Source organism: Mesorhizobium sp. M0001, from assembly GCF_040324255.1.
Taxonomy (GTDB): Bacteria; Pseudomonadota; Alphaproteobacteria; order Rhizobiales; family Rhizobiaceae; genus Mesorhizobium.
In genome coordinates this window covers 344,239-366,817 of record NZ_JAMYVS010000001.1, presented here as the reverse complement: position 1 = coordinate 366,817, position 22,579 = coordinate 344,239, and the positions used below count along the sequence as shown (strand labels likewise).

The 22,579-nt window shown below is 61.6% G+C and carries 22 protein-coding genes and 1 pseudogene; 15 read left to right on the top strand and 8 right to left on the bottom strand.

The annotated features are described in order from the left end of the window. The first annotated feature begins 224 nt into the window (after positions 1-224). The 6 genes and pseudogenes from NKK50_RS01710 to NKK50_RS01685 all read left to right on the top strand — a co-directional run bounded on the left by NKK50_RS01710 (position 225) and on the right by NKK50_RS01685 (position 6,195). A complete protein-coding gene (locus NKK50_RS01710) occupies positions 225-458 on the top strand; it encodes a hypothetical protein (protein ID WP_155923539.1) in 234 nt (77 codons plus the stop codon). Further along, the gene (locus tag NKK50_RS01705; protein WP_023744590.1) at positions 458-1,684 is read left to right on the top strand and encodes a PIN-like domain-containing protein; all 1,227 of its coding nucleotides are present in this window, start codon (positions 458-460) and stop codon (positions 1,682-1,684) included. The genes NKK50_RS01710 and NKK50_RS01705 overlap by 1 nt, the downstream gene beginning before the upstream one ends. 133 nt (positions 1,685-1,817) lie before the next feature. Beyond that, positions 1,818-1,904: pseudogene (locus tag NKK50_RS01700) on the top strand (ATP-dependent DNA ligase); the annotation flags it as partial. Between the two features lie 126 nt (positions 1,905-2,030). Further along, positions 2,031-4,013, top strand: a complete 1,983-nt coding sequence (locus NKK50_RS01695) for an ATP-binding protein (RefSeq protein WP_196814977.1) — start codon at positions 2,031-2,033, stop codon at positions 4,011-4,013. A 122-nt stretch (positions 4,014-4,135) separates the two neighbouring features. Next, complete coding sequence (locus NKK50_RS01690) at positions 4,136-5,434, top strand: BtaA family protein (protein WP_352543046.1); 1,299 nt, start codon at positions 4,136-4,138, stop codon at positions 5,432-5,434. Continuing rightward, positions 5,431-6,195 (top strand): class I SAM-dependent methyltransferase, encoded by a 765-nt coding sequence (locus tag NKK50_RS01685; protein WP_352543045.1) that lies wholly within the window; start codon positions 5,431-5,433, stop codon positions 6,193-6,195. The genes NKK50_RS01690 and NKK50_RS01685 overlap by 4 nt, the downstream gene beginning before the upstream one ends. 6 nt (positions 6,196-6,201) lie before the next feature. Here NKK50_RS01685 and NKK50_RS01680 read toward each other — a convergent pair whose 3' ends face one another. Continuing rightward, positions 6,202-7,581 carry a serine hydrolase domain-containing protein gene (locus tag NKK50_RS01680; RefSeq protein ID WP_023690860.1) on the bottom strand — a complete coding sequence of 460 codons (1,380 nt, stop codon included), beginning with the start codon at positions 7,579-7,581 and terminating at the stop codon, positions 6,202-6,204. Positions 7,582-7,864: 283 nt separating this feature from the next. Between NKK50_RS01680 and NKK50_RS01675 the strand changes: the two genes are divergently transcribed. Together NKK50_RS01675 and NKK50_RS01670 are read left to right on the top strand one after the other, a co-directional pair. Continuing rightward, positions 7,865-8,662 (top strand): glycoside hydrolase family 25 protein, encoded by a 798-nt coding sequence (locus NKK50_RS01675; RefSeq protein WP_023833911.1) that lies wholly within the window; start codon positions 7,865-7,867, stop codon positions 8,660-8,662. A 32-nt stretch (positions 8,663-8,694) separates the two neighbouring features. Next, on the top strand, positions 8,695-9,924 hold the full coding sequence (locus NKK50_RS01670) for a lytic murein transglycosylase (RefSeq protein WP_023682152.1): 1,230 nt from the start codon (positions 8,695-8,697) through the stop codon (positions 9,922-9,924). Between the two features lie 25 nt (positions 9,925-9,949). On the opposite strand, the gene NKK50_RS01665 is transcribed toward NKK50_RS01670, so the two are convergent. Then, positions 9,950-10,849: a LysR family transcriptional regulator gene (locus NKK50_RS01665; protein ID WP_023682153.1), complete on the bottom strand. Its 900-nt coding sequence runs from the start codon at positions 10,847-10,849 to the stop codon at positions 9,950-9,952. Positions 10,850-10,980: 131 nt separating this feature from the next. Between NKK50_RS01665 and NKK50_RS01660 the strand changes: the two genes are divergently transcribed. After that, on the top strand, positions 10,981-11,712 hold the full coding sequence (locus tag NKK50_RS01660) for an SDR family oxidoreductase (protein ID WP_023682154.1): 732 nt from the start codon (positions 10,981-10,983) through the stop codon (positions 11,710-11,712). Here the strand turns inward: NKK50_RS01660 and NKK50_RS01655 are convergent. Next, positions 11,709-12,929: an alanine racemase gene (locus tag NKK50_RS01655; RefSeq protein WP_023668250.1), complete on the bottom strand. Its 1,221-nt coding sequence runs from the start codon at positions 12,927-12,929 to the stop codon at positions 11,709-11,711. The two genes, NKK50_RS01660 and NKK50_RS01655, sit on opposite strands and share 4 nt — an antisense overlap. Before the next feature lie 210 nt (positions 12,930-13,139). Between NKK50_RS01655 and NKK50_RS01650 the strand changes: the two genes are divergently transcribed. Continuing rightward, complete coding sequence (locus NKK50_RS01650; protein WP_023699616.1) at positions 13,140-14,057, top strand: DMT family transporter; 918 nt, start codon at positions 13,140-13,142, stop codon at positions 14,055-14,057. 449 nt (positions 14,058-14,506) lie between these two features. Here the strand turns inward: NKK50_RS01650 and metF are convergent, their stop codons facing one another. Both metF and NKK50_RS01640 read right to left on the bottom strand, forming a co-directional pair. Continuing rightward, positions 14,507-15,424, bottom strand: a complete 918-nt coding sequence (gene metF, locus NKK50_RS01645) for a methylenetetrahydrofolate reductase [NAD(P)H] (RefSeq protein WP_023690856.1) — start codon at positions 15,422-15,424, stop codon at positions 14,507-14,509. Further along, positions 15,424-16,446, bottom strand: coding sequence for an ArsR/SmtB family transcription factor (locus tag NKK50_RS01640; RefSeq protein WP_023833913.1), 1,023 nt, complete (start codon positions 16,444-16,446; stop codon positions 15,424-15,426). The genes metF and NKK50_RS01640 overlap by 1 nt, the downstream gene beginning before the upstream one ends. A gap of 167 nt (positions 16,447-16,613) precedes the next feature. On the opposite strand from NKK50_RS01640, the gene tsaA reads away from it, so the two are divergent. After that, positions 16,614-17,120 carry a tRNA (N6-threonylcarbamoyladenosine(37)-N6)-methyltransferase TrmO gene (tsaA, locus tag NKK50_RS01635; protein WP_023714782.1) on the top strand — a complete coding sequence of 169 codons (507 nt, stop codon included), beginning with the start codon at positions 16,614-16,616 and terminating at the stop codon, positions 17,118-17,120. Beyond that, positions 17,117-17,431, top strand: coding sequence for a DUF2293 domain-containing protein (locus NKK50_RS01630; RefSeq protein WP_023668245.1), 315 nt, complete (start codon positions 17,117-17,119; stop codon positions 17,429-17,431). Before tsaA ends, NKK50_RS01630 begins: the two co-directional genes overlap by 4 nt. Positions 17,432-17,437: 6 nt before the next feature. Here the strand turns inward: NKK50_RS01630 and NKK50_RS01625 are convergent, their stop codons facing one another. Next, a complete protein-coding gene (locus tag NKK50_RS01625; RefSeq protein ID WP_352543044.1) occupies positions 17,438-17,902 on the bottom strand; it encodes a hypothetical protein in 465 nt (154 codons plus the stop codon). Positions 17,903-18,054: 152 nt separating this feature from the next. Here NKK50_RS01625 and NKK50_RS01620 point away from each other — a divergent pair, with 152 nt between their 5' ends. Both NKK50_RS01620 and NKK50_RS01615 read left to right on the top strand, forming a co-directional pair. Continuing rightward, complete coding sequence (locus NKK50_RS01620) at positions 18,055-19,017, top strand: D-amino acid aminotransferase (protein WP_023749907.1); 963 nt, start codon at positions 18,055-18,057, stop codon at positions 19,015-19,017. Positions 19,018-19,162: 145 nt separating this feature from the next. Next, a complete protein-coding gene (locus tag NKK50_RS01615; protein ID WP_023833914.1) occupies positions 19,163-20,005 on the top strand; it encodes an SDR family oxidoreductase in 843 nt (280 codons plus the stop codon). A 59-nt stretch (positions 20,006-20,064) separates the two neighbouring features. Here NKK50_RS01615 and NKK50_RS01610 read toward each other — a convergent pair whose 3' ends face one another. Further along, positions 20,065-20,676 carry an MOSC domain-containing protein gene (locus NKK50_RS01610; RefSeq protein ID WP_023697036.1) on the bottom strand — a complete coding sequence of 204 codons (612 nt, stop codon included), beginning with the start codon at positions 20,674-20,676 and terminating at the stop codon, positions 20,065-20,067. Positions 20,677-20,872: 196 nt separating this feature from the next. Here NKK50_RS01610 and NKK50_RS01605 point away from each other — a divergent pair, with 196 nt between their 5' ends. Continuing rightward, complete coding sequence (locus tag NKK50_RS01605; protein ID WP_023823181.1) at positions 20,873-21,439, top strand: methyltransferase family protein; 567 nt, start codon at positions 20,873-20,875, stop codon at positions 21,437-21,439. Here NKK50_RS01605 and NKK50_RS01600 read toward each other — a convergent pair whose 3' ends face one another. Then, positions 21,440-22,561, bottom strand: coding sequence for a beta-ketoacyl-ACP synthase III (locus tag NKK50_RS01600; RefSeq protein ID WP_023833915.1), 1,122 nt, complete (start codon positions 22,559-22,561; stop codon positions 21,440-21,442). Between the last annotated feature and the right edge of the window lie 18 nt (positions 22,562-22,579).

Sequence of the window (22,579 nt, the reverse complement as noted above, 5' to 3'; positions counted from 1 at the left end):
AGCTTCAACCCGAACTTTTCGGACTCGTTGATGGGATGGCCGATCGGCTGTATCCGCCTTTGCAACCAGTAATGGGGTGGTTAGCCTGGCTGCAGCGGATGCGTGGCGAACTCTTAAAGCTGCCCATTTTGCCGACAGATTTAAGTCACATTAAACGGCCTTTCAATGGGACTCGACTCATCGACCTGCCGGCGTGATAGTCCGCTTGGGTTGAGGGTTTGGCCATGACAGCAGACGTAGAGATGCTAGGTCCTACTATGGACCGCTATTTGACCGAAAACAAAGCTGCTGCGTGCATCTCGATCAAGGCTTCTATCGCCATGCTGAGGGATCGAACTGGCACCATTCTCTCCGACGTTGATCTGGAACAGTTCATCGGGACGATCGCAACAACACTCGGCAAAGCCATCCTGTTCGACCACCATGGCGACAAGGCCTTCAGACTTGGTGCAGGCTGATGCGCAAGACTTTTCACGGATTCTACGAGCCTACGGCGGCAGAGTTTGAAAAAATCTGGTCAGAAGGGCTGCTCGTTCCCGACACCAATGTGTTGTTGCATCTTTTCAGATTCATGCCGAAACAACGGGCGGAGGTCCTGGCTGCATTCCAATCGTTTGGTCAAAGGCTTTGGCTGCCGCATCAGGTAGGTCAGGAGTTTCAGTTGAACTGGCGCTCGGCCGACAGTTCCAACAGAGGCGAGTATCGAAAACTGAAGGACAAGCTCGCGACGAAAAAAGGGGAAGTCGAATCTCTCGTGAGCGCTTTCAGTCGATACGATCCGTGGCCCGCTGGTTCTGGGATGAAGAATATCGGTGGGTTCTTCGATCACCTCGCGAAAGAGGTTGACGATGCCGTCGGCGAGCTCCCCGACGCCCAAGGCGTGTTTGCTGCTGTGACAGATCTATTTGAAGGAAAGGTCGCCGATCAGCCCAAAGATATAGAGGGTCGCGCTAAGGAGGGAACTCGGCGTGCAGCTGCCGAGATACCTCCCGGCTACATGGACAAGCGACCGGGCGACTATCTCATTTGGGCCGAGATGAAGCAAAAGGCCAAATCGACCAATGCACCGATCCTCTTCATCACAGACGACGCCAAGGAGGATTGGTGGCTTATCCAGTCCGGAAAGACAGTAGGTCCGCGCCCTGAGTTAAGGCAGGAATTTTTCGCAGAAACTGGACAGCTGTTTTACTCTTATGCGCCAGCGCGATTCCTGGCGCTGGTTGCAGACCGCACGAAAAATATCGTCTCGCCCGAGACGGTGAAGGAGATGCGGCGAGCTGAACTCGACGCCGTCGCTTCGTCGTGGGCGCATGCTGCGAACTCGCTGAAAAACCGCTCTGTTGAGTGCACAGCAGAACCTGAGCGTTTTATACGGCTGTTGATGAGGTACTGCAATTTTGTGGGAATGCGGGACAGCATCGGGAATGGCTCAGACCGGGCGGAAGGTATTCGACTGGAAATGGAGAAACTGAGGGTTGAACTTTTTTCGCTTCTTAAAGCCGAGACGTTGGAAGAAAGAGTTGGCGTATTTAATGAGTTTGTCGGCTTGGGTGTCAGAGCTCTTCCAGGTCGATGGGGTCATGAAGGGGACGCAGCGCGGTCCAGACTTCAAATGCTTTACGACAAGGCCCATCTCTCGGCCATATCGGATGGTTCACCGTCTGCTTGGGGACCTGGAGATTGAAGCGTTTGGAGGCATAATCCACCATAGCCACAAACATCCCGCCGGTAAAAGGGGCGGGTGATGGCCTTGCGTAGAGCAGCATAGTCCGACAAGCCTGCGTCATTCAGGACAACGATCTCGCCGTCGATAATTGCGCCAGCATGACCTCTATTTCGTCGCATTCGATCTGCTGCACCTTAACGGCCATGACTTGCGGGGTATGGACCTCGACGACCGCCGCGGGCTCAGTTCATTCAATGGAACGGGACAGGCCCGGCGCAGCGGCCTATAGCTGGTAAGCCGGGCTAGACGCTGTGGTGTCACGAGGTCTAGCGGGGATGAATACCAGGGATGCATGGAGGGTGACGTGCTAGAAGAAACCGAAGAGCTTCTTTTCCAGTCAAACTTGGTGCGCCGGGTCAAGAACCTCGCGCTCGGTCCGACGACGCCTTCAAACGCCCTGGTCCCTCTTTACGAGGCAATTTATAATTCAATTCACGCCGTTCAAGATCGCTTCCTACAGGAGTGGGTGAGAGGCGGCCGGATCGGCGTCTCAATTTTCATGGATAATGGCGCTCCAAGCGTTGAAATCAGAGACAACGGAATCGGCCTAGACAACGATAATTTCACGTCTTTTCGGACCTACGATAGCGATCACAAAGCTAAGCGTGGTGGCAAAGGAGTTGGCCGGCTCTCCTGGCTTAAAGTTTTCGATTCCGCCGAGGTCACGAGCGTCTTTGCGCTGGCCGGAGAACTGTATGTTCGGCACTTCTACATTTTGCTGGACAACCTTAGACCGATTCAACAGCACACAGTGAAGCCGGCTCCAGATGGCCAGATCGGCACGGTCGTTAAGCTCATTCGAATGAAACCGGAATATGCGCGACATATGCCGTCACGCACCGATACCATTTTACGGAAAATTGCGGCTCACTTCCTACCCTACCTTGTTTCAAAGGCGAAACCGTCCATAACGATCGAGACCGCGACTGAGAGCTACGATCTAGGCGAGTTTTTGGGTTCCCAAGGAGTAGAACTGGGAGAGCTCGACTTCCCAGTTTCTGAGACCGAGGAGCTGCATCTTGAACACAATCTTCTTCGGCAGGGCGTCCTCGAAGGCAAGGTAAGTCATACGCTGTATCTTGCGGCCCATGATCGAGTGGTAGCATCCTTCGACATCGGCTTGGCGCTCGGCCTAGCGACATATATCGAACGCGACGGACAGCGTTATGCCTATGCAGGCGTTGTGAGTGGAAGCCTTCTGGATGAGGCTGTGAATTCGGAAAGGACAGCATTCGACCTGGATGCGGAAACCATCGAATTGACAAAGAGGGGGGCACTTGCTGAGATCAAAATTATCTTAGGCCCGCAACTCGACAGGGTCATAGACAAGCAAACAGATCTCTTGCGAAATGTGGTCAAAAAATATCCTCGCTTTTCATATCTGCTGAGCAATCCCAGGGATTTCGTGGCCGATAAAATCCCGCGCAATTTTCGCACTTCCGAACAAATCTACCAGCATCTGGCATTGTACGATTTTCGGGAGAACCGCGACATTGAACGTAAGGTCGAGGTGCTCTCGAAAGAGAAAGTCTCTGATGAAGATCCGGTCCAAAGCGGTGTTCAAGCTATTGTGAGCCGGTTGACAGCCCAAGAATTCTCAGTGCTTGCGGACTATACGGTACGAAGAAAGGTGGTGTTGGACCTGTTGGAAAGAAGGCTGGGCTACCGGCCTGACGGCACAATGAAACAGCATGCGGAGGAGGCTCTGCATAGCTTCGTCGTTCCTATGAGGGTTACGAATAGCGAAATCCATATCGACAAGCACAACCTTTGGATCATCGATGACAAACTTACGTACTATGAGCATTGGGCCTCGGACAAAAAGCTGAAAACCCTTTTGGCCGAGAGCGATTCAGGCAGTCGGCCGGACGTTCTCCTGTTCGGAGGCAGAACTGCCTATCACCGCCCAGGAACTGACCAACCGGTCGTCATCATTGAATTTAAAAAGCCGGTTCGAAACGACTACAATGATGACGAGAATCCATTCACTCAGATCTACGGCTATATCGAGGAGCTTCGCGCTGGCAAAGTCCTGGACCGGTCTGGCGGCCTTATCCAAGAGATTTCGGAAACCACACCGTTCTTTTGCTACATCATCGCGGACCTAACACCCAATCTCCGAAAATGGTTGAGGATGGCCCAGATCAACGTCCCGCTACCCGGAGGCGGCGGGTTCTACGGCTATAACGATGACTATAAGGCATTCATTCAAGCGCTGAGCTACCGCTACGTGCTGAAAGACGCACGAATGAGAAACGAGGCGTTCTTCAAGCAACTCGGTATTTGAAAGCTGATCGCGGCCGCCGGCCGAGAGTAGCTTTCTGATGCCAAATGAAGTTGCGCGGAGGTGCCAAACGATTTTGCGCGCTACAGCCTGAACTCGCGTCAACAGGCTGTCACCCGCCTGTCATGCCCCTGAGTTACCCGCTTGCGGCAAAGCAAATGGGGAATCACTTTGCCATGACGGACGTCTCCTCGGATCTCGTTTTTCGCCGCGGCAAGGAAGTTGGAAAAGCCGTCTACCAGAACCGCCCGCTGTCGAAGGCCGGCATCTCGGAGCGGCTGTTCGCCCTCTTGTTTTCCGGTCTCGTCTATCCGCAGATCTGGGAAGACCCTGAAGTCGACATGGAGGCCATGCAGCTTGGCCAGGGTCACCGCGTCGTCACCATAGCGTCGGGCGGCTGCAACATCCTCGCCTACCTCACCCGCTCGCCTGAACGCGTCGATGCGGTCGACCTCAACGCCGCCCACATCGCCTTGAACCGGATGAAGCTGGAGGCGGTGCGGCATCTGCCCTCGCAGGGCGATCTGTTCCGTTTCTTCGGCGCCGCCGGCACCAGCCACAATTCGCAAGCCTATGACCGCTTCATCGCGCCGCATCTCGACCCGGTCAGCCGCCACTATTGGGAGCGTCGCAGCTGGCCCGGCCGCCGGCGCATCACCGTCTTCGACCGCAATTTCTACCAGACCGGCCTGCTCGGCCTGTTCATCGCCATGGGCCACCGCATCGCCAAATTCTTCGGCGTCGATCCCGCCGGTATCATGGCGTCGAAGAGCCTCGCCGACCAGCGCCGCTTCTTCAACGAAGAGCTGGCGCCGGTCTTCGACAAGAAGCTGTTGCGCTGGGCTACCTCGCGCAAGGCTTCGCTGTTCGGCCTCGGCATTCCGCCGGCGCAGTACGATTCGCTGATCACCTCGGGCGATGGTTCGATGGCCAGCGTGCTGAAGGCCCGGCTGGAAAAGCTCGCTTGCGATTTTCCGCTGAAGAACAACTACTTCGCTTGGCAAGCCTTCGCCCGTCGCTATCCCAATCCGGGTGAGGCCGCCCTGCCCGCCTATCTAGAAGAGGCCAACTACAAGGCGATCCGCAACAATGTCGATCGCGTCGGCATCCACCACGCCAATCTGATCGAATTTCTGGCCGGCAAGGACGCAGGCACCGTCGATCGTTTCGTCCTGCTCGACGCGCAGGACTGGATGACGAACGACCAGCTCAATGCCCTTTGGTCGGAGATCACCCGCACCGCCTCGGTCGGCGCCCGAGTCATCTTCCGTACCGCCGCCGAGCCCAGCCTGCTGCCGGGCCGCGTCTCGATCTCGCTGCTCGACCAGTGGACCTACGAGGACGAGGCCTCGCGCGACTGTTCGGCCCGCGACCGCTCGGCCATCTATGGCGGCTTCCACCTCTATGTGAAGCGCGCGGCATGAGCGCGAGCGAGCTGCCGGCCGACCATGCCGAACTGATGGACGGCGTCTATCGCTGGCAACGCCATATCTACGACCTGACCCGCAAATACTATCTGCTTGGCCGCGACCAGATGATAGCCGGGCTGGATGTGCCGGCGAATGGCAGAGTGCTCGAACTTGGCTGCGGCACCGGCCGCAACATCGCGCTTGCCGCCCGCCGCTATCCCGACGCCCGCCTCTACGGCCTCGACATCTCGGCCGAGATGCTGGAGACGGCGAGCAAGGCGATCGGCCGCGACGGCCTGTCCGGCCGCGCCGTGCTGGCGCGCGGCGACGCCACCGATTTCGACGCCAAGACGCTGTTCGGCATCGAGCGCTTCGACCGCATCTTCGTGTCCTATTCGCTGTCGATGATCCCCGGCTGGGAAAAGACGGTTTCAGCAGCCCTTGCGGCACTCGCACCCGGCGGCTCGCTGCATGTCGTCGATTTCGGCCAGCAGGAAGGCTTGCCCAACTGGTTCCGGACATTGCTGCGCGGCTGGCTCAAGAAATTCCATGTCACGCCACGTGAATCATTGCGCGAAGTCTTGGAATCGGAATCTCGGCGAACCGGCGCAAGCTTCTGTTTCCGCGCGCTTTATCGCGGCTATGCCTGGCTGGCGGTCGTCAAGATCGCGCACTCTTACCTCCCCCTCGATGGGGGAGGCCGCGCCGAAGGCGCGGGTGGCCAGGCACCCCGCCCCGGCGCTACGCGCCGACCCTCCCCATCAAGGGGAGGGTAAAGGGAGCTAGCGCAGTGCCTTCATCAGCGCGCCGACCATCACCTGCGGCCGGTAGCCGAGCTTGGCCGGCGTCAACCCCAGCCGCACCACCACCAGTTGCTCCGACGGGATGATGGCGACCGTCTGGCCGTCATGGCCCTCCATCCAGTAGGTATCGTTGGGCAGGCCGGCGGCGACGCCGGCGCCGGGATTTCCTTCGTCCCCCGGGGCTTCGATCCAAAGTTGCCCCTTGCCGTAGACTTTCGAGGCCGGTGCCGGTTCGCGCATCCAGTCGACGAAACCGGCCGGCAGGATCTGGTTGCCGTTCCAGACGCCGCCCTGCAGCAGGAATTGGCCGAACCGCGCCCAGTCATGCCCCGTGGCATAGAGGTAGGATGAGCCGACAAAGGTACCCTCCTCGTCGGTTTCGAGCACCGCGCTTTGCATGCCGAGCGGCCCGAACAGCGCTGCCCTTGGCCACATCAGCGCCTTGTCCTTGTCGCCGATAGCATCCTGCCACAGCCGCGACAGCATCACCGCCGTGCCGCTCGAATAGGAAAAGACCTTGCCGACGTCGCCGGTCAGCGGCTTGGCCTCGGCGAAGCCCGCCATATCCGGTTCGAGGTAGAGCATGCGCGTCACATCGGCAACGTCGCCATAATCCTCGTTGAACTCGAGTCCGCTCGACATCGCCATCATATCGGCAAGGCTGATGGCGGCGCGGCCGTCCGCCTTCCATGAGCCGAACAGGCCCTGATTGGTCACCGCCATCTTGCCGTCCTTGACCAGCGTGCCGACGAGCGCGGCGTTGACTGTCTTGGTCATCGACCAGCCCAGCAGCGGCGTTTTCGCCGAAAAGCCGTCGCCATAACGCTCCGCAACAATGCGGCCATTTTTGACCACCACCACGGCGCGCATGCCGATGCCGGTCATCGCCGCACCGTCGAGGATCTTGTTGATTTCGGGATTTTGCGAGGCATCGACTCGATCTCCCTCGGGCCACAGATCGCCCTTGGTGGCCGCCGACGCCTCGGCAGGGATTGACGTGCGCCGTGCCTTGCCGACGTCGCCATCAGGAACCGAGGCGCAACCCAGGCCGGCGCGCGCAACAGCAACGCTCTTGCCGAGGAAGCCAAGCAGCCCGGCCGAGACGGTCCCCCTGTTCTTGTCGACCGACACCTTCATCAGCCTGAGAAGCGGATGGCCGGGCGCCTGCACGTCGATGGCAAGCACCTCATTGGGATCACGGCCGGCGATAAAAACATTCGAGCAGACAATCTTGGCGGAATAGCCGGAACCGACGCGGATCAGTTCGGGCGGCGCGACGTAGAGCCAGGTAAACAGGGCGGCTATGGCCAACACGACCAGGCCGAGCAGCCATTTGATGATCTTCACGGCGATCCGCATCTTTCCGTCCCTGCTTTTCCGCTGCCCGTGGCTTGCGGCCCGATTTATGTCATCGATTTGCCGCCATTGCTTCCGCAAAATCGGTGTTCTTGTCGAGCGCCGTCAACCTGTTATCAACCATGATCGGCGATCACTGGTGCATGTCGCCCAAAAGTGCGCAGCGGTTTTGGAACAACGACATGCACGAAAATAGCGTATCAGGCGATGCTGTGGGGCGATCGCCTGAGGGGCACCTGCAACGACAACCCAACAGCGACCGGCTGATTCCGGCTCGGGAAATGCGATGCGCCGTTTCGCGGCCCTCATCACGTTGACGCTGCTGGCCGCCTGCTCGACCGCCGGCGATCTCGTGCCCTCGATGTCGCCATCCAGCAGCCCGACGGTTGCCGTGCGCGCACCGCGTTTCGAAGACTCCAAGCCGCATGAATGGGATAGCGGCGCGCCTTGGAACTATGCCGTTCACGGCACCGACGTCTCCAAATACCAGACCTCGGTCGACTGGCCGACGGCCAAGGCCAGCGGCATCTCCTTCGCCTTCATCAAGGCGACCGAGGGCGGCGACCGTTTCGACGAGTATTTCAACGAGCATTGGTCGCGCACCAAGGCCAATGGCATTCCGCGCGCGGCCTACCATTTCTTCTATTTCTGCACGCCTGCCGCCACCCAGGCGCGCTGGTTCATCCAGAACGTGCCCGTCGACCGCTCGGCCATGCCGCCGGTGCTCGACATGGAGTGGAACCCGCAATCGCCGACCTGCCGGCTGCGCCCGGATTCAGCGACGGTGCGGGCCGAAATGACCACCTTTCTCGAGATGATCGAGCGGCACTATGGCAAGAAGCCGATCATCTACACCTCGGTCGACTTCTTCGACGATAACGACCTTGCGACCTTCCGCGGCTATCCCTACTGGCTGCGCTCGGTGGCCGGCCACCCCCGCCAGAGGTACGGCAGCCACCCTTTCACCTTCTGGCAATACACCGGAACCGGTATCGTGCCCGGCATGAACGGCAAGTCCGATATCAACGTCTTCAACGGCACTGAGGCAGCCTGGAAAAAGTGGCTGCGGCAGAACACCCGTTGACACCGGCTCTACCGCCTGCTTTTCGACGTCCCATGCGCACCTACCTGCAGCCACTGGGATATTTACGCCGGAAACAGTCGAAGAGCCGCCTGCGCTCCGGGCTGCTCGCGGCCCTGCTGCTCGGCGCTACGGCGATGCCGGCGGCGGCGCAGGAATGCGGCGGCGACTTCGAAACCTGGAAGCAAGGCGTGGCGGCGGAAGCCAAGGCAGCCGGTGTCGGCGCTGTCGGCCTTAACGCGCTGGAGGCCGCCACCATCGACGACAAGGTGCTCGCGCGTGACCGCGCCCAGGGCGTCTTCGCCCAGACCTTCATTCAGTTCTCCAACCGCATGATCTCGGCCTACCGGCTGAAGCAGGGCGCGGCCAATCTGAAGAAATACGCCGAAATCTTTGCGCGCGCCGACCAGCAGTTCGGTGTCCAGGCGCCGATCATCACCGCCTTCTGGGGGCTGGAGACCGATTTCGGCGCCGTACAGGGCGATTTCCACACGCTGAGCGCCTTGGTGACGCTGTCGCATGACTGCCGCCGCCCGCAGCTGTTTCGGCCGCAACTGCTGCCGCTGTTGACGCTGATCGATCGCGGCGTCGTTCCGGCCGACGTCACCGGCGCCTGGGCCGGCGAGATCGGCCAGACGCAGATCCTGCCTTCCGACTATCTCGCGCGCGGCGTCGACGGCGACGGCGACGGCATCGTCGACCTCAGGCGCAGCGTACCCGACGTGATCATGACCACGGCCAACAAGGTGCTGTCGCGCGGCTGGAAACGCGACCAGCCGTGGATCGAGGAAGTGCGCGTGCCCGAGGACATGCCCTGGGAGCAGACCGGCCGCACCAACAAGCTGCCGCTGTCTCAATGGGCCGCGTGGGGCGTCACTAATCCCGATGGCACGCCGCTGATCGACAATGGCCTGAAGGCCGGCCTGGCGCTGCCGATGGGCCGCAAAGGTCCGGCCTTCCTCGCCTACGACAATTTCGACGTCTATCTCGAATGGAACCAGTCCTTCACCTACGCGCTGACCGCCGCCAACTTCGCCAGCCGGCTGGCCGGGGCAAAGCAGTTCGACCCGCGCAATCCCGAAACCGGGCTCAATGGCGACCAGATGAAGGAATTGCAGACCAAGCTCGAAGCCAGGGGCTATGACGTCGGCACCGTCGACGGCATTCTGGGCACCAACACCCGCGAAGCCATCCGCAAGGAACAGATGCGGCTCGGCATGCCGGTCGACGGCTGGCCGACGCCGGAGCTTTTGGGGAAACTGTGAGTAGAATCTGCCCAAGCTGGGTTCCTTATTCCCTACTCCTTGCCCGGACGAAGTCGATAAATGCCCGCAAAGCCGGGGGGACGTGCCTCGAACTCGGGTGATACAGGAAGAAGCCTGGAAAGCTGGGCGACCAGGGCTCTAGAAATCTCATGAGCCTGCCCGCATTGATCCAGGACTGGACCTGATAGTCGATCATGTAGGCAACGCCTGCTCCACCCAGCGCCGCGTTCAGCATCAGCTCGGTGTCGTTAACAGTCAGGCTGCCCTCGACGGCGATTTCCAGAGACCGTTTGCCGCGCGCGAACTCCCATCGATAGAGGTTGCCGCCACCAGGCCACTGGAATGTTATGCATTGGTGCTGATGCAACTCCTGCGGATGGCGCGGTATGGCCCGATTTTCGAGATAGACGGGAGCGGCCACCGCCGCCATCTGCAAATCCCCGCTCAGTTTCACTGCCACCATGTCCTTCTCCAGCCGCTCGCCAAGCCTGATTCCGGCATCGAACCGTCCTCGAACAATGTCGGTCAGCGTATCGTCGACGATGACGGTCAGCGCGATATCAGGATAGGCGCGTTGGAAGTCGCCAAGGATCGGGCCGATGAACCGCACCGCGGCAACACGCGGCACGTTTATTCGTAGCGAACCCGCCGGCCGATCACGCGCGGCTTGAATGTCCGCTACGGCGCCCTCCAGCTCTTCGAACGCAACGGCAAGGCGCGCAAACAGCGTCTCGCCGGCACCAGTGGGTGAAACACTACGCGTCGTGCGATTCAGCAACCTGATGCCGATGCGAGCCTCCAGTTGCCGAATCGACTGGCTGAGCGCCGGCGGGGAAACACGCAGCCGGGCGGCGGCGCGGACGAAACTACGCTCTTCCACGATTGCGGCGAATGCCTTGAGCTCGGCGAATTCAGAACCGCGCATTGTGTATCCCTAGATTAACAAGCTAGTCAGATAATAGGCCATTATCTGATCAGTTGCATGGCCCTATTTCTCGACTAGCGGACCCGTCAGATGAAACCGGCACGGGCCTGAATGATTGAAGGAAACGTATCATGCCCAAGTCCTTGCAAGGCAAAACCGCACTCGTCACCGGCAGTTCGCGCGGCATTGGGCGAGCCATCGCCGAAGGACTCGCCTCCAAGGGCGCTGCCGTCGTCGTCAACTATGTCGGCAACCACGAAGCCGCTGACGAGGTCGTGGCCGCCATCGCCGGCAGGAGAGGAAAGGCGATCGCCGTCCAGGCCGACATATCAAGCGTCTCGGATATTCATCGCCTGTTTGACGAGGCTGAGAGTGAGTTCGGCGCGATCGACATCGTGGTTGCCAATGTCGGCGTCGCCGTCATCAAGCCTCTGACGGAGGCAACCGAAGCCGATTTCGACCATGTCTTCGGCACCAATGCCAAGGGCACCTTCTTCGTGCTTCAGGAAGCAGCGCGCCGTGTGCGAAACGGTGGCCGCATCATCGCGGTCTCCACCGGCGGCACCAAGATGTTCTTCACGCAAACGGCGCTCTATCTCGGCAGCAAGGGCGCCGTCGAACAATTCGTCCGTGTGCTCTCGCGTGAACTCGGACCGCGCGGCATCACCGTGAATGCGCTGTCGCCTGGCTTCACCGACACGGACCTGCTTCCCGAGCGCGATCGCGCCGTGGCGGCCGGCATGTCTCCATTTGGCAGGATCGGCGCGCCCCGCGACGTTGCCGATGTCGCGGTCTTCCTGGCCAGCGACGAGGCCCGCTGGCTGACCGGCGAGAATATCCAGGCCGGTGGAGGCGTCGCCTAATCCGCCATTGTCTCCAGGCTGGCGAATCCCTGCGGCGCATCGCCTTCATCGAAGGGTGTCGTCACCTCGACGAAGGTATCGGGATAAAAGCCGTTGAAGCGGGTTCTCAGCGACAGCGAATAGGCACCGATATGGCCGATCTCGATCCAGTCGCCGGTGTCGACGGTTTCCGGCAGCCAGAACGGCCGCGACAGGATGTCGACGGAATCGCAGGTCGCGCCGCAGACCTTGAACGGCACGATGTTCTTCTCCTCGCCATTGCGCGAGCGGATCGCCGGATCGGGGATGAAGCGGGCCGGCAGTGTGATCTTGCCGGTCCAAGAATCCGACAGCGACGCCCAGATGCCGTCATTGATGTAGAGCCGCTTGCCCTTGCGCAGCAGCACCCGCACGATCAGCGAGAGGCAGCGCGCCACGATCACCCGGCCGGGCTCGGCCACCAACGGGATCTGGTCGAACTGGTATTCCCTGAGGTCGCCCGACAGCCGCGACATGATCTGGCCGAGCGACGGCATCTCGATCTGCTTGCGATTGGGGTCATGGCCGTACTCGGCGGGAAAGCCGCCGCCGACATCGAGCCCCGCAATGTCGAAGGTCAGCCGGTTGCGCACCCAATCGGCGGAGGCCAGCGCCCGTTCATAGGTGTCGGGATCCTCGATCTGGCTGCCGACATGGAAGCACAGGCCGACCTTGTAGCCGGTGCGGTTGAGCCGCTCGGCGAGTTCCACCGCATAGGCCGGCCCGGCGCCGAATTTCTTCGACAGTTCATAGGCCGCCGAACCCTTGGTCTGGATTCGCACGAACACGCTGATGGAGCCCGGATCGATGTCAAGCGCCCGCACCACCCGCGTCAGCTTGGTGATCTCGTCCTCATGGTCGAGCGAAATGACGCGGATGGCGTATTTTTCCAGCGCAAGCTTGATGTCCGACTGCGCCTTGACCGGATGCATGTAGAGCATCTCGGCGTCGGGTGAGACGGCGCGCACTGCGGCGAACTCGCCGGGCGAGGCCACATCGAAGGCGGTGACGCCGGCTTCGACCAGCGCCTTCAGCACGATCTGCTCGCCATTGGTCTTGACTGCGTAGGCTGTCTTGCCGGGAAACATGCCCATGAACTGTTTGGCATCCGCCTTCAGCACCTGCGGGCGAAAGCAGTAGACCGGATCGTCCGGCCGAAGCGCCAGCGCCGCCTCGCGGGCATTCTCGAATCGCTGCATGGACGAATCCCCTGACTTCTCGGCTGCGCACAATTAATCCAAGCTAGCGGCCAAAGAAAACAATTCTGTGTCTGGCGGGCACTGACCCAGCGGCGCACCCTCTGGCAGCATTGTTGCCAGCAATCAGGTTTCGGGTGGCTCTTGTCGCCGGACCCGATATGCCTTCTGCCTGAGTGGCTGGCATTGATGCCGCGGGGAAGGACGTTCACGATGGCAATAGCCACGACAGCCGTGCAGCGCGGACCGATGACGCTGAGGGACTGGGGACAGCTTCTGCTGCTCGGCGCCATCTGGGGCGGCTCGTTCTTCTTTGCCCGCATCGCCGTTGCCGAAATGCACCCGCTGGTGCTGGTGCTGTTTCGCGTTGCCATTGCGGCCATTGCACTGCAGCTCTATCTCGGCATTCGCGGTCCGTCCTTCCGCCTCGCCTTCCCGCATGCCGGCCTGTTTTTCCTTTTGGCGCTCGCCAACAATGTCGTCCCGTTCTCGCTGATCTTTGCCGGCCAGACCGCGCTTGGCGCCGGCGTCGCCTCGGTGCTCAATGCGACGACGCCGTTCTGGACGCTGATCCTCGCCAACGCGCTGACAGCGGACGAAAAGCTCTCCTGGAACAAGCTTGCCGGCATCGGGCTCGGCATCGCCGGCACCGCTGTCATGATCGGCCCCGGCCTGCTGGCCGGGCTCGGCGGCCCGGTCTGGGCGAAATTCGCGCTGATCGGCGCCTCGCTGTCATACGCCGTCGCGCTGATGATTGCCCGCCGCTTCAAGGGCGTGCCCTCGCCGGTCATCGCCACCGGACAATTGACGGCGTCGACCATCATCATGATCCCGGTGGTGCTGCTCACCTATGGCCCGGCCGGCCTGTTCTCGGCCTCGCCGCCGGTCTGGACGGCGGTGCTGGCGCTGGCGCTGCTCTCCACCGCCTTCGCCTACATCCTCTATTTCAACCTCGTCGCCTCGGCCGGCGCCACCAACGCCTCGCTGGTCACGCTCATCGTCCCGGCCAGCGCCATCCTGCTCGGCCTCCTGTTCCTCGGCGAGCGGCTCGCTCTGTTCGAGTTCTGCGGCATGGCACTGATCGCGCTTGGCCTGTTGACGATCGACGGGCGGTTGTTTGGTCGGCGCTAATGCCTGTCGACCAAAAGTGCGCAGCGGTTTTGGGACAACGACGCGCTTTAGGTCTGGTAGCGCTGCCATGCCTCGCTTTCGCCACGGCCGCGTCACAATTTATTCACAGGCTGCCAGCGGCTTTTGCCGAAGAGTTTCAATGCCTAACGACAGGTGGCAGGTCGCAAATTCCACAATCGCGTCGCATTGCAGCATATTTTCCGCTTGCCTGTGGCACAAATGCCCCTAGACTCCACCCATAGCTCTTGAAGAGGAGACTATGACATGGGACTTACGAGGCCAATCAACGCATTGATGATCTGTGCTGCATTTGCCTTCATTGGCGCCCTTATCATAGGTGTTCTTCCGTAACCGCCGGAGCGGAAGAACAGCAGCAATAGCCCACAAATTCGAAAGGCCGGGTGTTTCGCCCGGCCTTTTGCATTTCAGATTTCATACCACGATGAAGCTCAGGCGGCGGCGGATCCAGCTGCCTCTGTTTCGTGGGAGCGGATGCCGATCATATGGCAGATGGCAAACACCAGGTCGGCCCGGTTCATGGTGTAGAAATGGAAGTCGCTGACGCCGCGCTCGACGAGATCGAGCACCTGCTCGGCCGCCACGGCAGACGCCACGAGCGCATGCGTCTGCGGATCGTTGTGCAGCCCTTCGAACCGCTCGGCCAGCCATGCCGGCACCAGCGCGCCGCAGCGTGCGGAGAAATTGGCGACCTGGGTGAAATTGTGCACCGGCAGGATGCCGGGCACGATCGGGATGTAGATGCCGGCGCGGCGCGCCTTCTCGACGTAACGCTCGTAGAGATCGTTGTCGAAGAAGAACTGGGTGATCGCCCGCGTCGCGCCATTGTCGGCCTTGCGCTTCAGCATGTCGAAGTCGGTGGCAAAGTCCGGACTTTCCGGATGCTTTTCGGGATAGGCCGAGACCGAGATGTCGAAATCGCCGGCGTCCTTCAGCGCTCCGACAAGTTCGGCGCCATTGGCATAGCCATCGGGATGCGGCCGGTAGGCCGTACCGACACCCGCCGCCGGATCGCCGCGCAACGCAACGAAGCGCTTCACGCCCATATCGGCGAATTCGCGGACGACGGCATCGACCTCATGGCGGGCGGCGTCGACGCAGGTCATGTGCGCCGCCGGCGTCAGCGCCGTCTCGTTCAGGATGCGCTTGACCGTGCGCGCCGTGCGCTCCCGCGTCGAGCCGCCGGCGCCATAGGTCACCGAGACGAATCTCGGCTTCAGCGGCTCCAGCCTGGTGACGGTGTCCCAGAGCCTGGCTTCCATCTCGTCGGTCTTCGGCGGGAAGAACTCGAAGGAGACGCGGACCTTGTCGCCAATGTCGGGACGGCGGGAAAAGCGGAACTGGTTCATCAGGCGATTTCCCCCATAGGGTACGCTTTGGTGGGTTGGGTGTCATTTGAAGGCTCGGCGATCAGCATGCGGCGGTCGCGGCCGAGCCACAGCTTGACGGTGAGCCTGGCTTCGTTGCCGCCGCGCGGCTCGAATTCCTGGGCATCCTCGAGATCGAGCCCGGCATCGGCAAACCATTCGGAGATCTGGCGGTCGGAAAAGCCCAGCCTGACATGCGCATGCAGGTCGCGCAGGAATTCCAGTGCATGCGGCGCGAAATCGACGATCACCAGCCGGCCCGACGGGCGCAGCAGCCTTGCCGCCTCGCGGATGGCGCGGGCGGGATCGTCCAGATAGTGCAGCACCTGATGGATGGTGACGAGGTCGAAGGCGTCGCGCTCGACCGGCGGCGCGAAAATGTCGCCTTGGCGGACCTGGGCATTGGCGATGCCTGCCTTGTCGAGATTGGCCCGCGCCACCGTCAGCATTTCGCGCGACATGTCGATGCCGACACCGCGCCGGTAGAGCGGCGAAAATATCTCCAGCAGCCGCCCGGTACCGGTGCCGAGGTCTAGCATCGACTGGAATGGCCGCTTGCCGACCAGCTTGAGGAGTGCGGCTTCCACCGCGCGGTCCGGCACATGCAGCGAGCGGATGTGATCCCAGCTGGCGGCGTTCTCGGAGAAATACTCGGCGGCACGGTCCTGGCGCTTGCGCTTGACCGATGCCAACCGCTCGAGATCGCGCTCGACCTGTGGATCGGCGCCGCGAATGCCAGAGACCAGCCCCATGACGAAGTCGCGCGCGGAATCCGTATCCGACAGCCGGAAGAAGGCCCACGAGCCCTCCTGGTAGCGGCCGATCAACCCGGCCTCCAGCAGCAGCTTCAAATGCCGCGACACCCGCGGTTGCGACTGGCTGAGGATCTCGGTGAGGTCGGACACGGTGAGATCGCCGCGCGACAGCAGCGCCAGGATGCGGAGCCGGCTCGATTCGGCCGCAGCCTTCAACGTATCAACCATCGTATCGAGCGAAACATGCATCGGCGCGTTCTCGTTGAAAAAGATATAAACATATGTTTATGTCAGCTTTGACGACATGGCAAGGCCTATGTCGCTTCCTGACAAGAAAATGCCGCACACATGATCCCCGCCTGAGAGAACCGCTTTTCCCTGACGATCGGCTGGAAACTTGTGCTAGGGCGAAAGCCATGTTCGAGAAGCGCGACGGCGAAAAGCTCCTGCAGACTGACCCGGCTGACATGCCGGCGGATGGCCATATCGTGTTCATCGGCCGCATCGCCTCGCCATGGAAATCCAGGCAAACCTGCCCAAAGAACATGCGCGCGGCGCGCGAGGCCGGACAGGCGGCCACGGTTCTCATCGACCCTGCCTATCGCGACGGCCTGCTTGCGCTGGAGCGGGCCAGCCACATCGTCATCCTGTCCTGGCTGCATCACGCGCCGCGGGCATTGATTGTCCAGAGACCCCGCCATGCGGCTGAGCCGAAAGGCGTTTTCTCGCTGCGCTCCCCTGCCCGGCCGAACCCAGTCGGGCTGCATATCGCCGGCCTGATCGCCGTCGACATCGACCACGGCCGCATCGCCATCGACGCCATCGATGTGCTCGACGGCACCCCGGTGATCGACATCAAGCCCTATTTCGCCTCGACCGACGCCTTTCCCGAGGCGACCATTGCCGGGCGTGACGAAAAATGAGCGCGCCCACCGGCCGCCGCCGCGCCATCGCCAAGGCGCTGACCGCACTGCTGCCCCTGGCACCCTATGCCGATATGGAGAAAATCCGCACCGAGGCCGGCGCCGTGCACATGAAGACGCTGCCGCCGGGCATCGCGGTCTGGCTGGCGACGATCGCCCATATCAGGCACGGCCATACCGACTATGAAAAGCTGCTGGCCGAGGGCTATGACCGCGACTCGGCGCGGTTCTTCGTCATCGAGCAAACAAACATGGTGCTGACCCGTTGGCGCGCCACGCGCCTGCTCGATGCAGAGGACGAAGAGGAATAACTTCAGCTACCGTCGCTTCAATACGGCAACCGCATTGTAGGGCTGGCCGTCGGCCTGGCCAACCCAGGTCCAGGACAGGTTCCCTTTGAAAAATCGGACGGTGATGCCGCCACCGTCGATGCACTTGTCCTGGCCGTAGCTGATGTTTTCCCGGTATTCCGCCGAACTGTCGTCGCGAGAAATCTGGGTCAACGATCCGCCGATTGTCATTGCGATCGCCCAATCGGCGCCGGCAGCACCGGCCGGACTTTGATGACCGCTGCCGGTCCAGACGCCGTTGAGCCCCGCCGCGTTGACCACGCAAGGCACGTTCTGAAAGATCGGCGTCAGCTCGCTGCCCGTCTTCTCGCAACGATAGGTCTGGCCGTTCTGGCACAGCGCCTCGCCCTCGCGAGCGCATTGCGCGAAGGCATGGCCAGTGACGAAGACGAGGAAAATTGCAAAGCTGATGGTCCGAAAAGATCTGCCCATTTTGCCCCTCCCGGCCGGATATTTTCAAGCCGGACCATAGGGCATATCGAATGTGCTACCTAGGACAAACAGCGATGGTTGGGTGGCCCTATGCCGCCTGCAGGGGACCACTAGCTTGAATCTGCCGCATCAAGCCGAAGGGACCAATCGCCATGAACCGAAGCGCAGCAGCCGGTAGCATTGTGCCATTGCCGGCTTTGTCGGATCGCCATATCGATCCGCATTCCTATCCCGACGGCATCGCCTTTCTCGATGGTCAGTATCTGCCGATGTCGCAAGCCAAGATCTCGGTGCTGGATTGGGGCTTCCTGCATTCCGACGCCACCTACGACACCGTGCATGTCTGGGACGGGAGCTTCTTCCGACTCGACCTGCATCTCGACCGCTTCTTCGCCGGCTTGCAAGAACTGCGCATGACGATCCCGTCCGACCGCGATGGTGTGGCCGAGATTCTGCACAATTGCGTGGCGCTGTCGGGCCATCGCGCCGCCTATGTCGAAATGCTGTGCACACGCGGCGCCTCGCCGACCTTCAGCCGCGATCCGCGCCAGGCGGTCAACCGCTTCATGGCCTTCGCAGTTCCCTTCGGCTCGGTCGCCAATGCCGAGCAGTTGCGGCGCGGCCTGCATGTCGCCATTAGCGACAAGGTGCGCATTCCGCCGGTCTCGATCGATCCGGCGATCAAGAACTACCACTGGCTCGACCTCGTGCGCGGCCTCTACGACGCTTATGACCGTGGGGCCGAAACCGCATTGATTCTCGACTTCAACGGCAATGTCGCCGAAGGCCCCGGCTTCAACGTGTTCTGCGTCAAGGACGGCAGGCTGTCGACGCCAGCCGCCGGCGTGCTGCCCGGCATCACCAGGCGCACCGTCTTCGACCTCTGCGCCGAGGCAGCGCTTCCCACCACGGCCGTCGACGTCAGCGTTGCCGCGCTGAAGGCTGCCGACGAAGTCTTCATCACTTCCACCGCCGGCGGCATCATGCCGGTGACAGTGATCGACGGCGCTGCTGTCGCCGACGGCAAGATAGGCGGGATCACAAAGCGCTTGATGGCGCTCTACTGGCAAAAGCATGACGACCCGGCCTGGTCGAGCCCGGTGCGCTATCCCTGACCGGCGAAGGTCCTGCTCCACACGATGACGTGACCAAAAAGATTCCCCCTCGCCTCTGGAAAATCGCTCGACGCACCGTATATCGCGGAAGCGGAGAAGCCTCCGCTTCCCAGTTCACGGCCCGCATGGGCAAGGATTCCACGTCATGACAAGCAAGGTTTGGTTCATCACCGGATCGTCGAAAGGTTTTGGCCGAGTCTGGGCCGAGGCCGCACTCGCTCGCGGCGACCGTGTCGCCGCAACCGCGCGCGATGCCGGCACGCTCGCCGATCTCGTCGCGAAATACGGCGATAATGTCGCCGCGATCAAGCTCGACGTCACCGACAAGAAGGCTGTCGATGCGGCCATCGCCGAGGCGCACAAGCGCTTTGGCCGGCTCGACGTCGTCATCAACAATGCCGGCTATGGCCATTTCGGCGCCATCGAGGAAGTCAGCGAACAGGAAGCTCGCGACCAGATCGAAACCAATGTGTTCGGCGCGCTCTGGGTCACACAGGCGGCTTTGCCGATCATGCGGGCGCAGGGCTCCGGCCATATCATGCAGATCTCGTCGATCGGCGGCGTCAACGCCTTTGCCTCGCTCGGCCTTTACCATGCCTCGAAATGGGCGCTCGAAGCCTTCAGCCAGTCGCTCAGCATCGAGGTCGCCGAATTCGGCATCCATGTGACGCTTGTCGAACCGGGCGGCTTCTCCACCGATTGGTCCGGCGCCTCGGCCAAGGTCTCCAAAGCGATCGAGGCTTACGCGCCGGCCCGTGCCAAGATGGCGGAACGCCGCGCCAACTCGGTCGCCGGCGACCCCAAGGCCACCGGACCGGCGATGCTTGAAATCGTCGACGCGGCCGAGCCGCCGCTGCGCGTCTTCTTCGGCGATGGCGGCCTACCGATGATCAAGCAGGAATACGCCAACCGCATCGCGCTGTGGGAAAAGTGGGACCACGTTTCCGTCGAGGCGCAGGGCGCCAAGAAGAACCGCAAGGCGGCCTGAGCGCGTCTTGAAATCCGGCTGCGTCGCCCCGGCGGCGCAGCCCGTGCCCTAGCCCGGTACTAGGATCGATAAATCCACTGCTCGGGCACGCGCACCGAGATCTCTTCCCCTGTTGTCATACGACCCGGTTTCTCGACCCAAGCAACGAGGCCGCGCAGCCGTTTCGCCGCCTTCGGGAAGGCCAGCGCGCCGGCCTCCCGATCGGCCATCTCGGCGTTTTCGGCGATCGAACGTCCAGCAAGCCGGCAAGGCCCGTTCTGCGCATCGACCTTGATCGTCACGCCACTTCTAAAGAACAGCAGCGTGCCTGACGGCAGCATCGAGAGATGCGGCACGCCTTCGATCAACAGATTGGCGCCGATCCATTCCGGCTTGATCTCGGCCAGCCCCATCCGCTCGGCAACGACGGCGAGTTCATCCGCGGCTACGATTGATATCTGCCGCTCGTTGCGGATTTCGGTGCCGCGCGGATACCAGGGTTCGCGACCGCCCGAACGACGGGTGGCGCCGGCGTGGAAGTCGCCGTCGATGCCTTCGAAACCGAGCTGCAATGCTTCCACTGGGCGCGTCTGAAAGTGATTCGACGGTGCGGCGTAGAGCGCCGTCACCCTGGCTACGAGTTTTCGCGCTGAAATGATCTCGATCGGAGCCTCAGGGAAAAGATCCAGCATGGCTTACTCCTTGTGCAAGATCGCATTAGCGATAGCCATGAGCCCGGTCCAGTCCAAAGCAATGATGATCCGATCAAGCGGGCTGATGGCAGCCGATCACGATCTTCTTACCGCGGATCGCATATCCTATCGTACTGCGCCGCATTGCAGCCGTGCTGCACCGGCCTCATGGTGAGACAAGTCTGCGGAGGTTTCCATGCGTCCCGGGACTGCAATCGCGCTGCTTTGGCTGATCTGGGTCGTGTCCTGGTTTCTAGCCGCCTTCTGGGCCGACCCGGCGAAAAAGCGTGCCGGCATCCAGGAGGAGCTTCGCTATCGCGCTTTGTGGTTGTTCGGCGCGGTGCTGCTGTTCATTCCCGCGCATGGCTATGCCGGCCGGCTGCGATTCTGGTTTCCGACCCTTGCCGAAGCGTGGATCTGCGCAGGGCTTGTTGCCGTTGGCCTGTTGTTCGCCTGGTGGGCGCGGTTGCATCTCGGCCGTTTCTGGTCGGCTTCGGTGACGGCCAAGGCCGAACACCGTGTCGTCGACACCGGTCCCTACAGAATGGTCCGCCACCCGATCTATACCGGACTGCTTCTGGCGATCCTTGCCACAATGGCGGCCAAAGGCACGGTCTGGGGCATCGCCGGCGCGATTCCTCTCACCATCGGCATCGTCATGAAGGCAAGGCTGGAGGAACGCTTTCTGCGCGGAGAACTCGGCAACGCCTATGACGATTATGCCCGCAGCGTACCGATGCTGGTGCCGTTCATGCCGGCCTGATTACAGCATCCGCAAAAGCGCGCCGCCGATCGAATAGCCGGCGCCGAAGGCGCACAGCACGCCGAAATCGCCGGGCTTCATGTCGGCGTGGTTTTCCGACAGCGCGATGATGGCGCCGGCGCCGGCGGTGTTGCCGAGCCGCTCCAGCACCATCGGCGCGCGGTCGTGGTCGACCTCGTGGCCGAAGGCCAGTTTCAGGATCATGGCGTTCATGCGCGCATTGGCCTGATGCAGCCAGAAGCGCCTGATGGCTTGCGGCGTCAGCCCGTGCTCGGCGAGGAATTCGACAATGAATTTGTGGCCGGCGACGGTGACTTCCTTGAACACCTTGTTGCCGACCTGCTTGATCAGATTGCCTTCGAGGTTGATCATGTAAGGATCGTCCTGGGCGGTGCGGGTGTGATAGCCCAGATTGGTGCGGATATTGTTCGACATCTGCGTCCAGGTGCGCGTGTCCAGCACCTCGAAGCGCCCCGGCCGCTTCTCGCCCCTGGCCAGCCCCTCGACCACCATCGCCACCGACGCATCGCCGAAGATGAAATGCGTCTGCCGGTCGCGGAAATTGAGATGGCCGGTGATGATCTCCGGCGTGACCACCAGCACGCGTTTGTGCGCGCCCGCCCGCACCAGATTGGCCGCAATGTGCAAGGCGGCCGCGGCCGATGAACAACCAAGCCCCATATCGAAGCCGGCGCCCTTGGTGCCCAGCGCCTGCTGCATTTCGATGGCGATCGCCGGATAGGGCCGCTGCTGGTGCGAGGCCGAGCAGATCACCAGGTCGATGTCGGACGGCTTCAGGCCGGCATGGTCGAGCGCCTTCCTGGCTGCGGCGACGCCGAACTCGGCCTGCAGCGACAGCGCATCGTCGGGCCGCGCCGGAATGCGCGGCGCCATGCGGGTCGGATCGAGAATGCCTTCGCGCTCGATCACATGCCGGGTCTGGACGCCCGAGGCATGAACGATGAAGGCGCTGTCGGATTTCTGCAGCAGCGTCTCATCCGTGCCTTGCCGGCGTGCATTCTCGGTGTCGACCCAGGCATTGAAGCTGGCGACCAGTTCTTCATTGGTGATCTTGGCTTCAGGGATTTCAACGCCAATGCCGCTGATGATGACGCGATGCATATCCAGTCCGTCCATGCG

What these genes read in the sequence shown, in the direction of transcription:
- NKK50_RS01690 (WP_352543046.1), top strand. Translation starts at nt 4,136, where the DNA reads ATGCCCCTGAGTTACCCGCTTGCGGCAAAGCAAATGGGGAATCACTTT.
- NKK50_RS01680 (WP_023690860.1), bottom strand. Translation starts at nt 7,581, where the DNA reads ATGCGGATCGCCGTGAAGATCATCAAATGGCTGCTCGGCCTGGTCGTG.
- NKK50_RS01600 (WP_023833915.1), bottom strand. Translation starts at nt 22,561, where the DNA reads ATGCATCGCGTCATCATCAGCGGCATTGGCGTTGAAATCCCTGAAGCC.
- NKK50_RS01655 (WP_023668250.1), bottom strand. Translation starts at nt 12,929, where the DNA reads ATGCAGCGATTCGAGAATGCCCGCGAGGCGGCGCTGGCGCTTCGGCCG.
- NKK50_RS01640 (WP_023833913.1), bottom strand. Translation starts at nt 16,446, where the DNA reads ATGCATGTTTCGCTCGATACGATGGTTGATACGTTGAAGGCTGCGGCC.
- NKK50_RS01650 (WP_023699616.1), top strand. Translation starts at nt 13,140, where the DNA reads ATGGCAATAGCCACGACAGCCGTGCAGCGCGGACCGATGACGCTGAGG.
- NKK50_RS01670 (WP_023682152.1), top strand. Translation starts at nt 8,695, where the DNA reads ATGCGCACCTACCTGCAGCCACTGGGATATTTACGCCGGAAACAGTCG.
- NKK50_RS01710 (WP_155923539.1), top strand. Translation starts at nt 225, where the DNA reads ATGACAGCAGACGTAGAGATGCTAGGTCCTACTATGGACCGCTATTTG.
- NKK50_RS01625 (WP_352543044.1), bottom strand. Translation starts at nt 17,902, where the DNA reads ATGGGCAGATCTTTTCGGACCATCAGCTTTGCAATTTTCCTCGTCTTC.
- NKK50_RS01675 (WP_023833911.1), top strand. Translation starts at nt 7,865, where the DNA reads ATGCGCCGTTTCGCGGCCCTCATCACGTTGACGCTGCTGGCCGCCTGC.
- tsaA (WP_023714782.1), top strand. Translation starts at nt 16,614, where the DNA reads ATGTTCGAGAAGCGCGACGGCGAAAAGCTCCTGCAGACTGACCCGGCT.
- NKK50_RS01610 (WP_023697036.1), bottom strand. Translation starts at nt 20,676, where the DNA reads ATGCTGGATCTTTTCCCTGAGGCTCCGATCGAGATCATTTCAGCGCGA.
- NKK50_RS01605 (WP_023823181.1), top strand. Translation starts at nt 20,873, where the DNA reads ATGCGTCCCGGGACTGCAATCGCGCTGCTTTGGCTGATCTGGGTCGTG.
- NKK50_RS01705 (WP_023744590.1), top strand. Translation starts at nt 458, where the DNA reads ATGCGCAAGACTTTTCACGGATTCTACGAGCCTACGGCGGCAGAGTTT.
- NKK50_RS01620 (WP_023749907.1), top strand. Translation starts at nt 18,055, where the DNA reads ATGAACCGAAGCGCAGCAGCCGGTAGCATTGTGCCATTGCCGGCTTTG.
- metF (WP_023690856.1), bottom strand. Translation starts at nt 15,424, where the DNA reads ATGAACCAGTTCCGCTTTTCCCGCCGTCCCGACATTGGCGACAAGGTC.
- NKK50_RS01665 (WP_023682153.1), bottom strand. Translation starts at nt 10,849, where the DNA reads ATGCGCGGTTCTGAATTCGCCGAGCTCAAGGCATTCGCCGCAATCGTG.
- NKK50_RS01630 (WP_023668245.1), top strand. Translation starts at nt 17,117, where the DNA reads ATGAGCGCGCCCACCGGCCGCCGCCGCGCCATCGCCAAGGCGCTGACC.
- NKK50_RS01685 (WP_352543045.1), top strand. Translation starts at nt 5,431, where the DNA reads ATGAGCGCGAGCGAGCTGCCGGCCGACCATGCCGAACTGATGGACGGC.
- NKK50_RS01660 (WP_023682154.1), top strand. Translation starts at nt 10,981, where the DNA reads ATGCCCAAGTCCTTGCAAGGCAAAACCGCACTCGTCACCGGCAGTTCG.
- NKK50_RS01615 (WP_023833914.1), top strand. Translation starts at nt 19,163, where the DNA reads ATGACAAGCAAGGTTTGGTTCATCACCGGATCGTCGAAAGGTTTTGGC.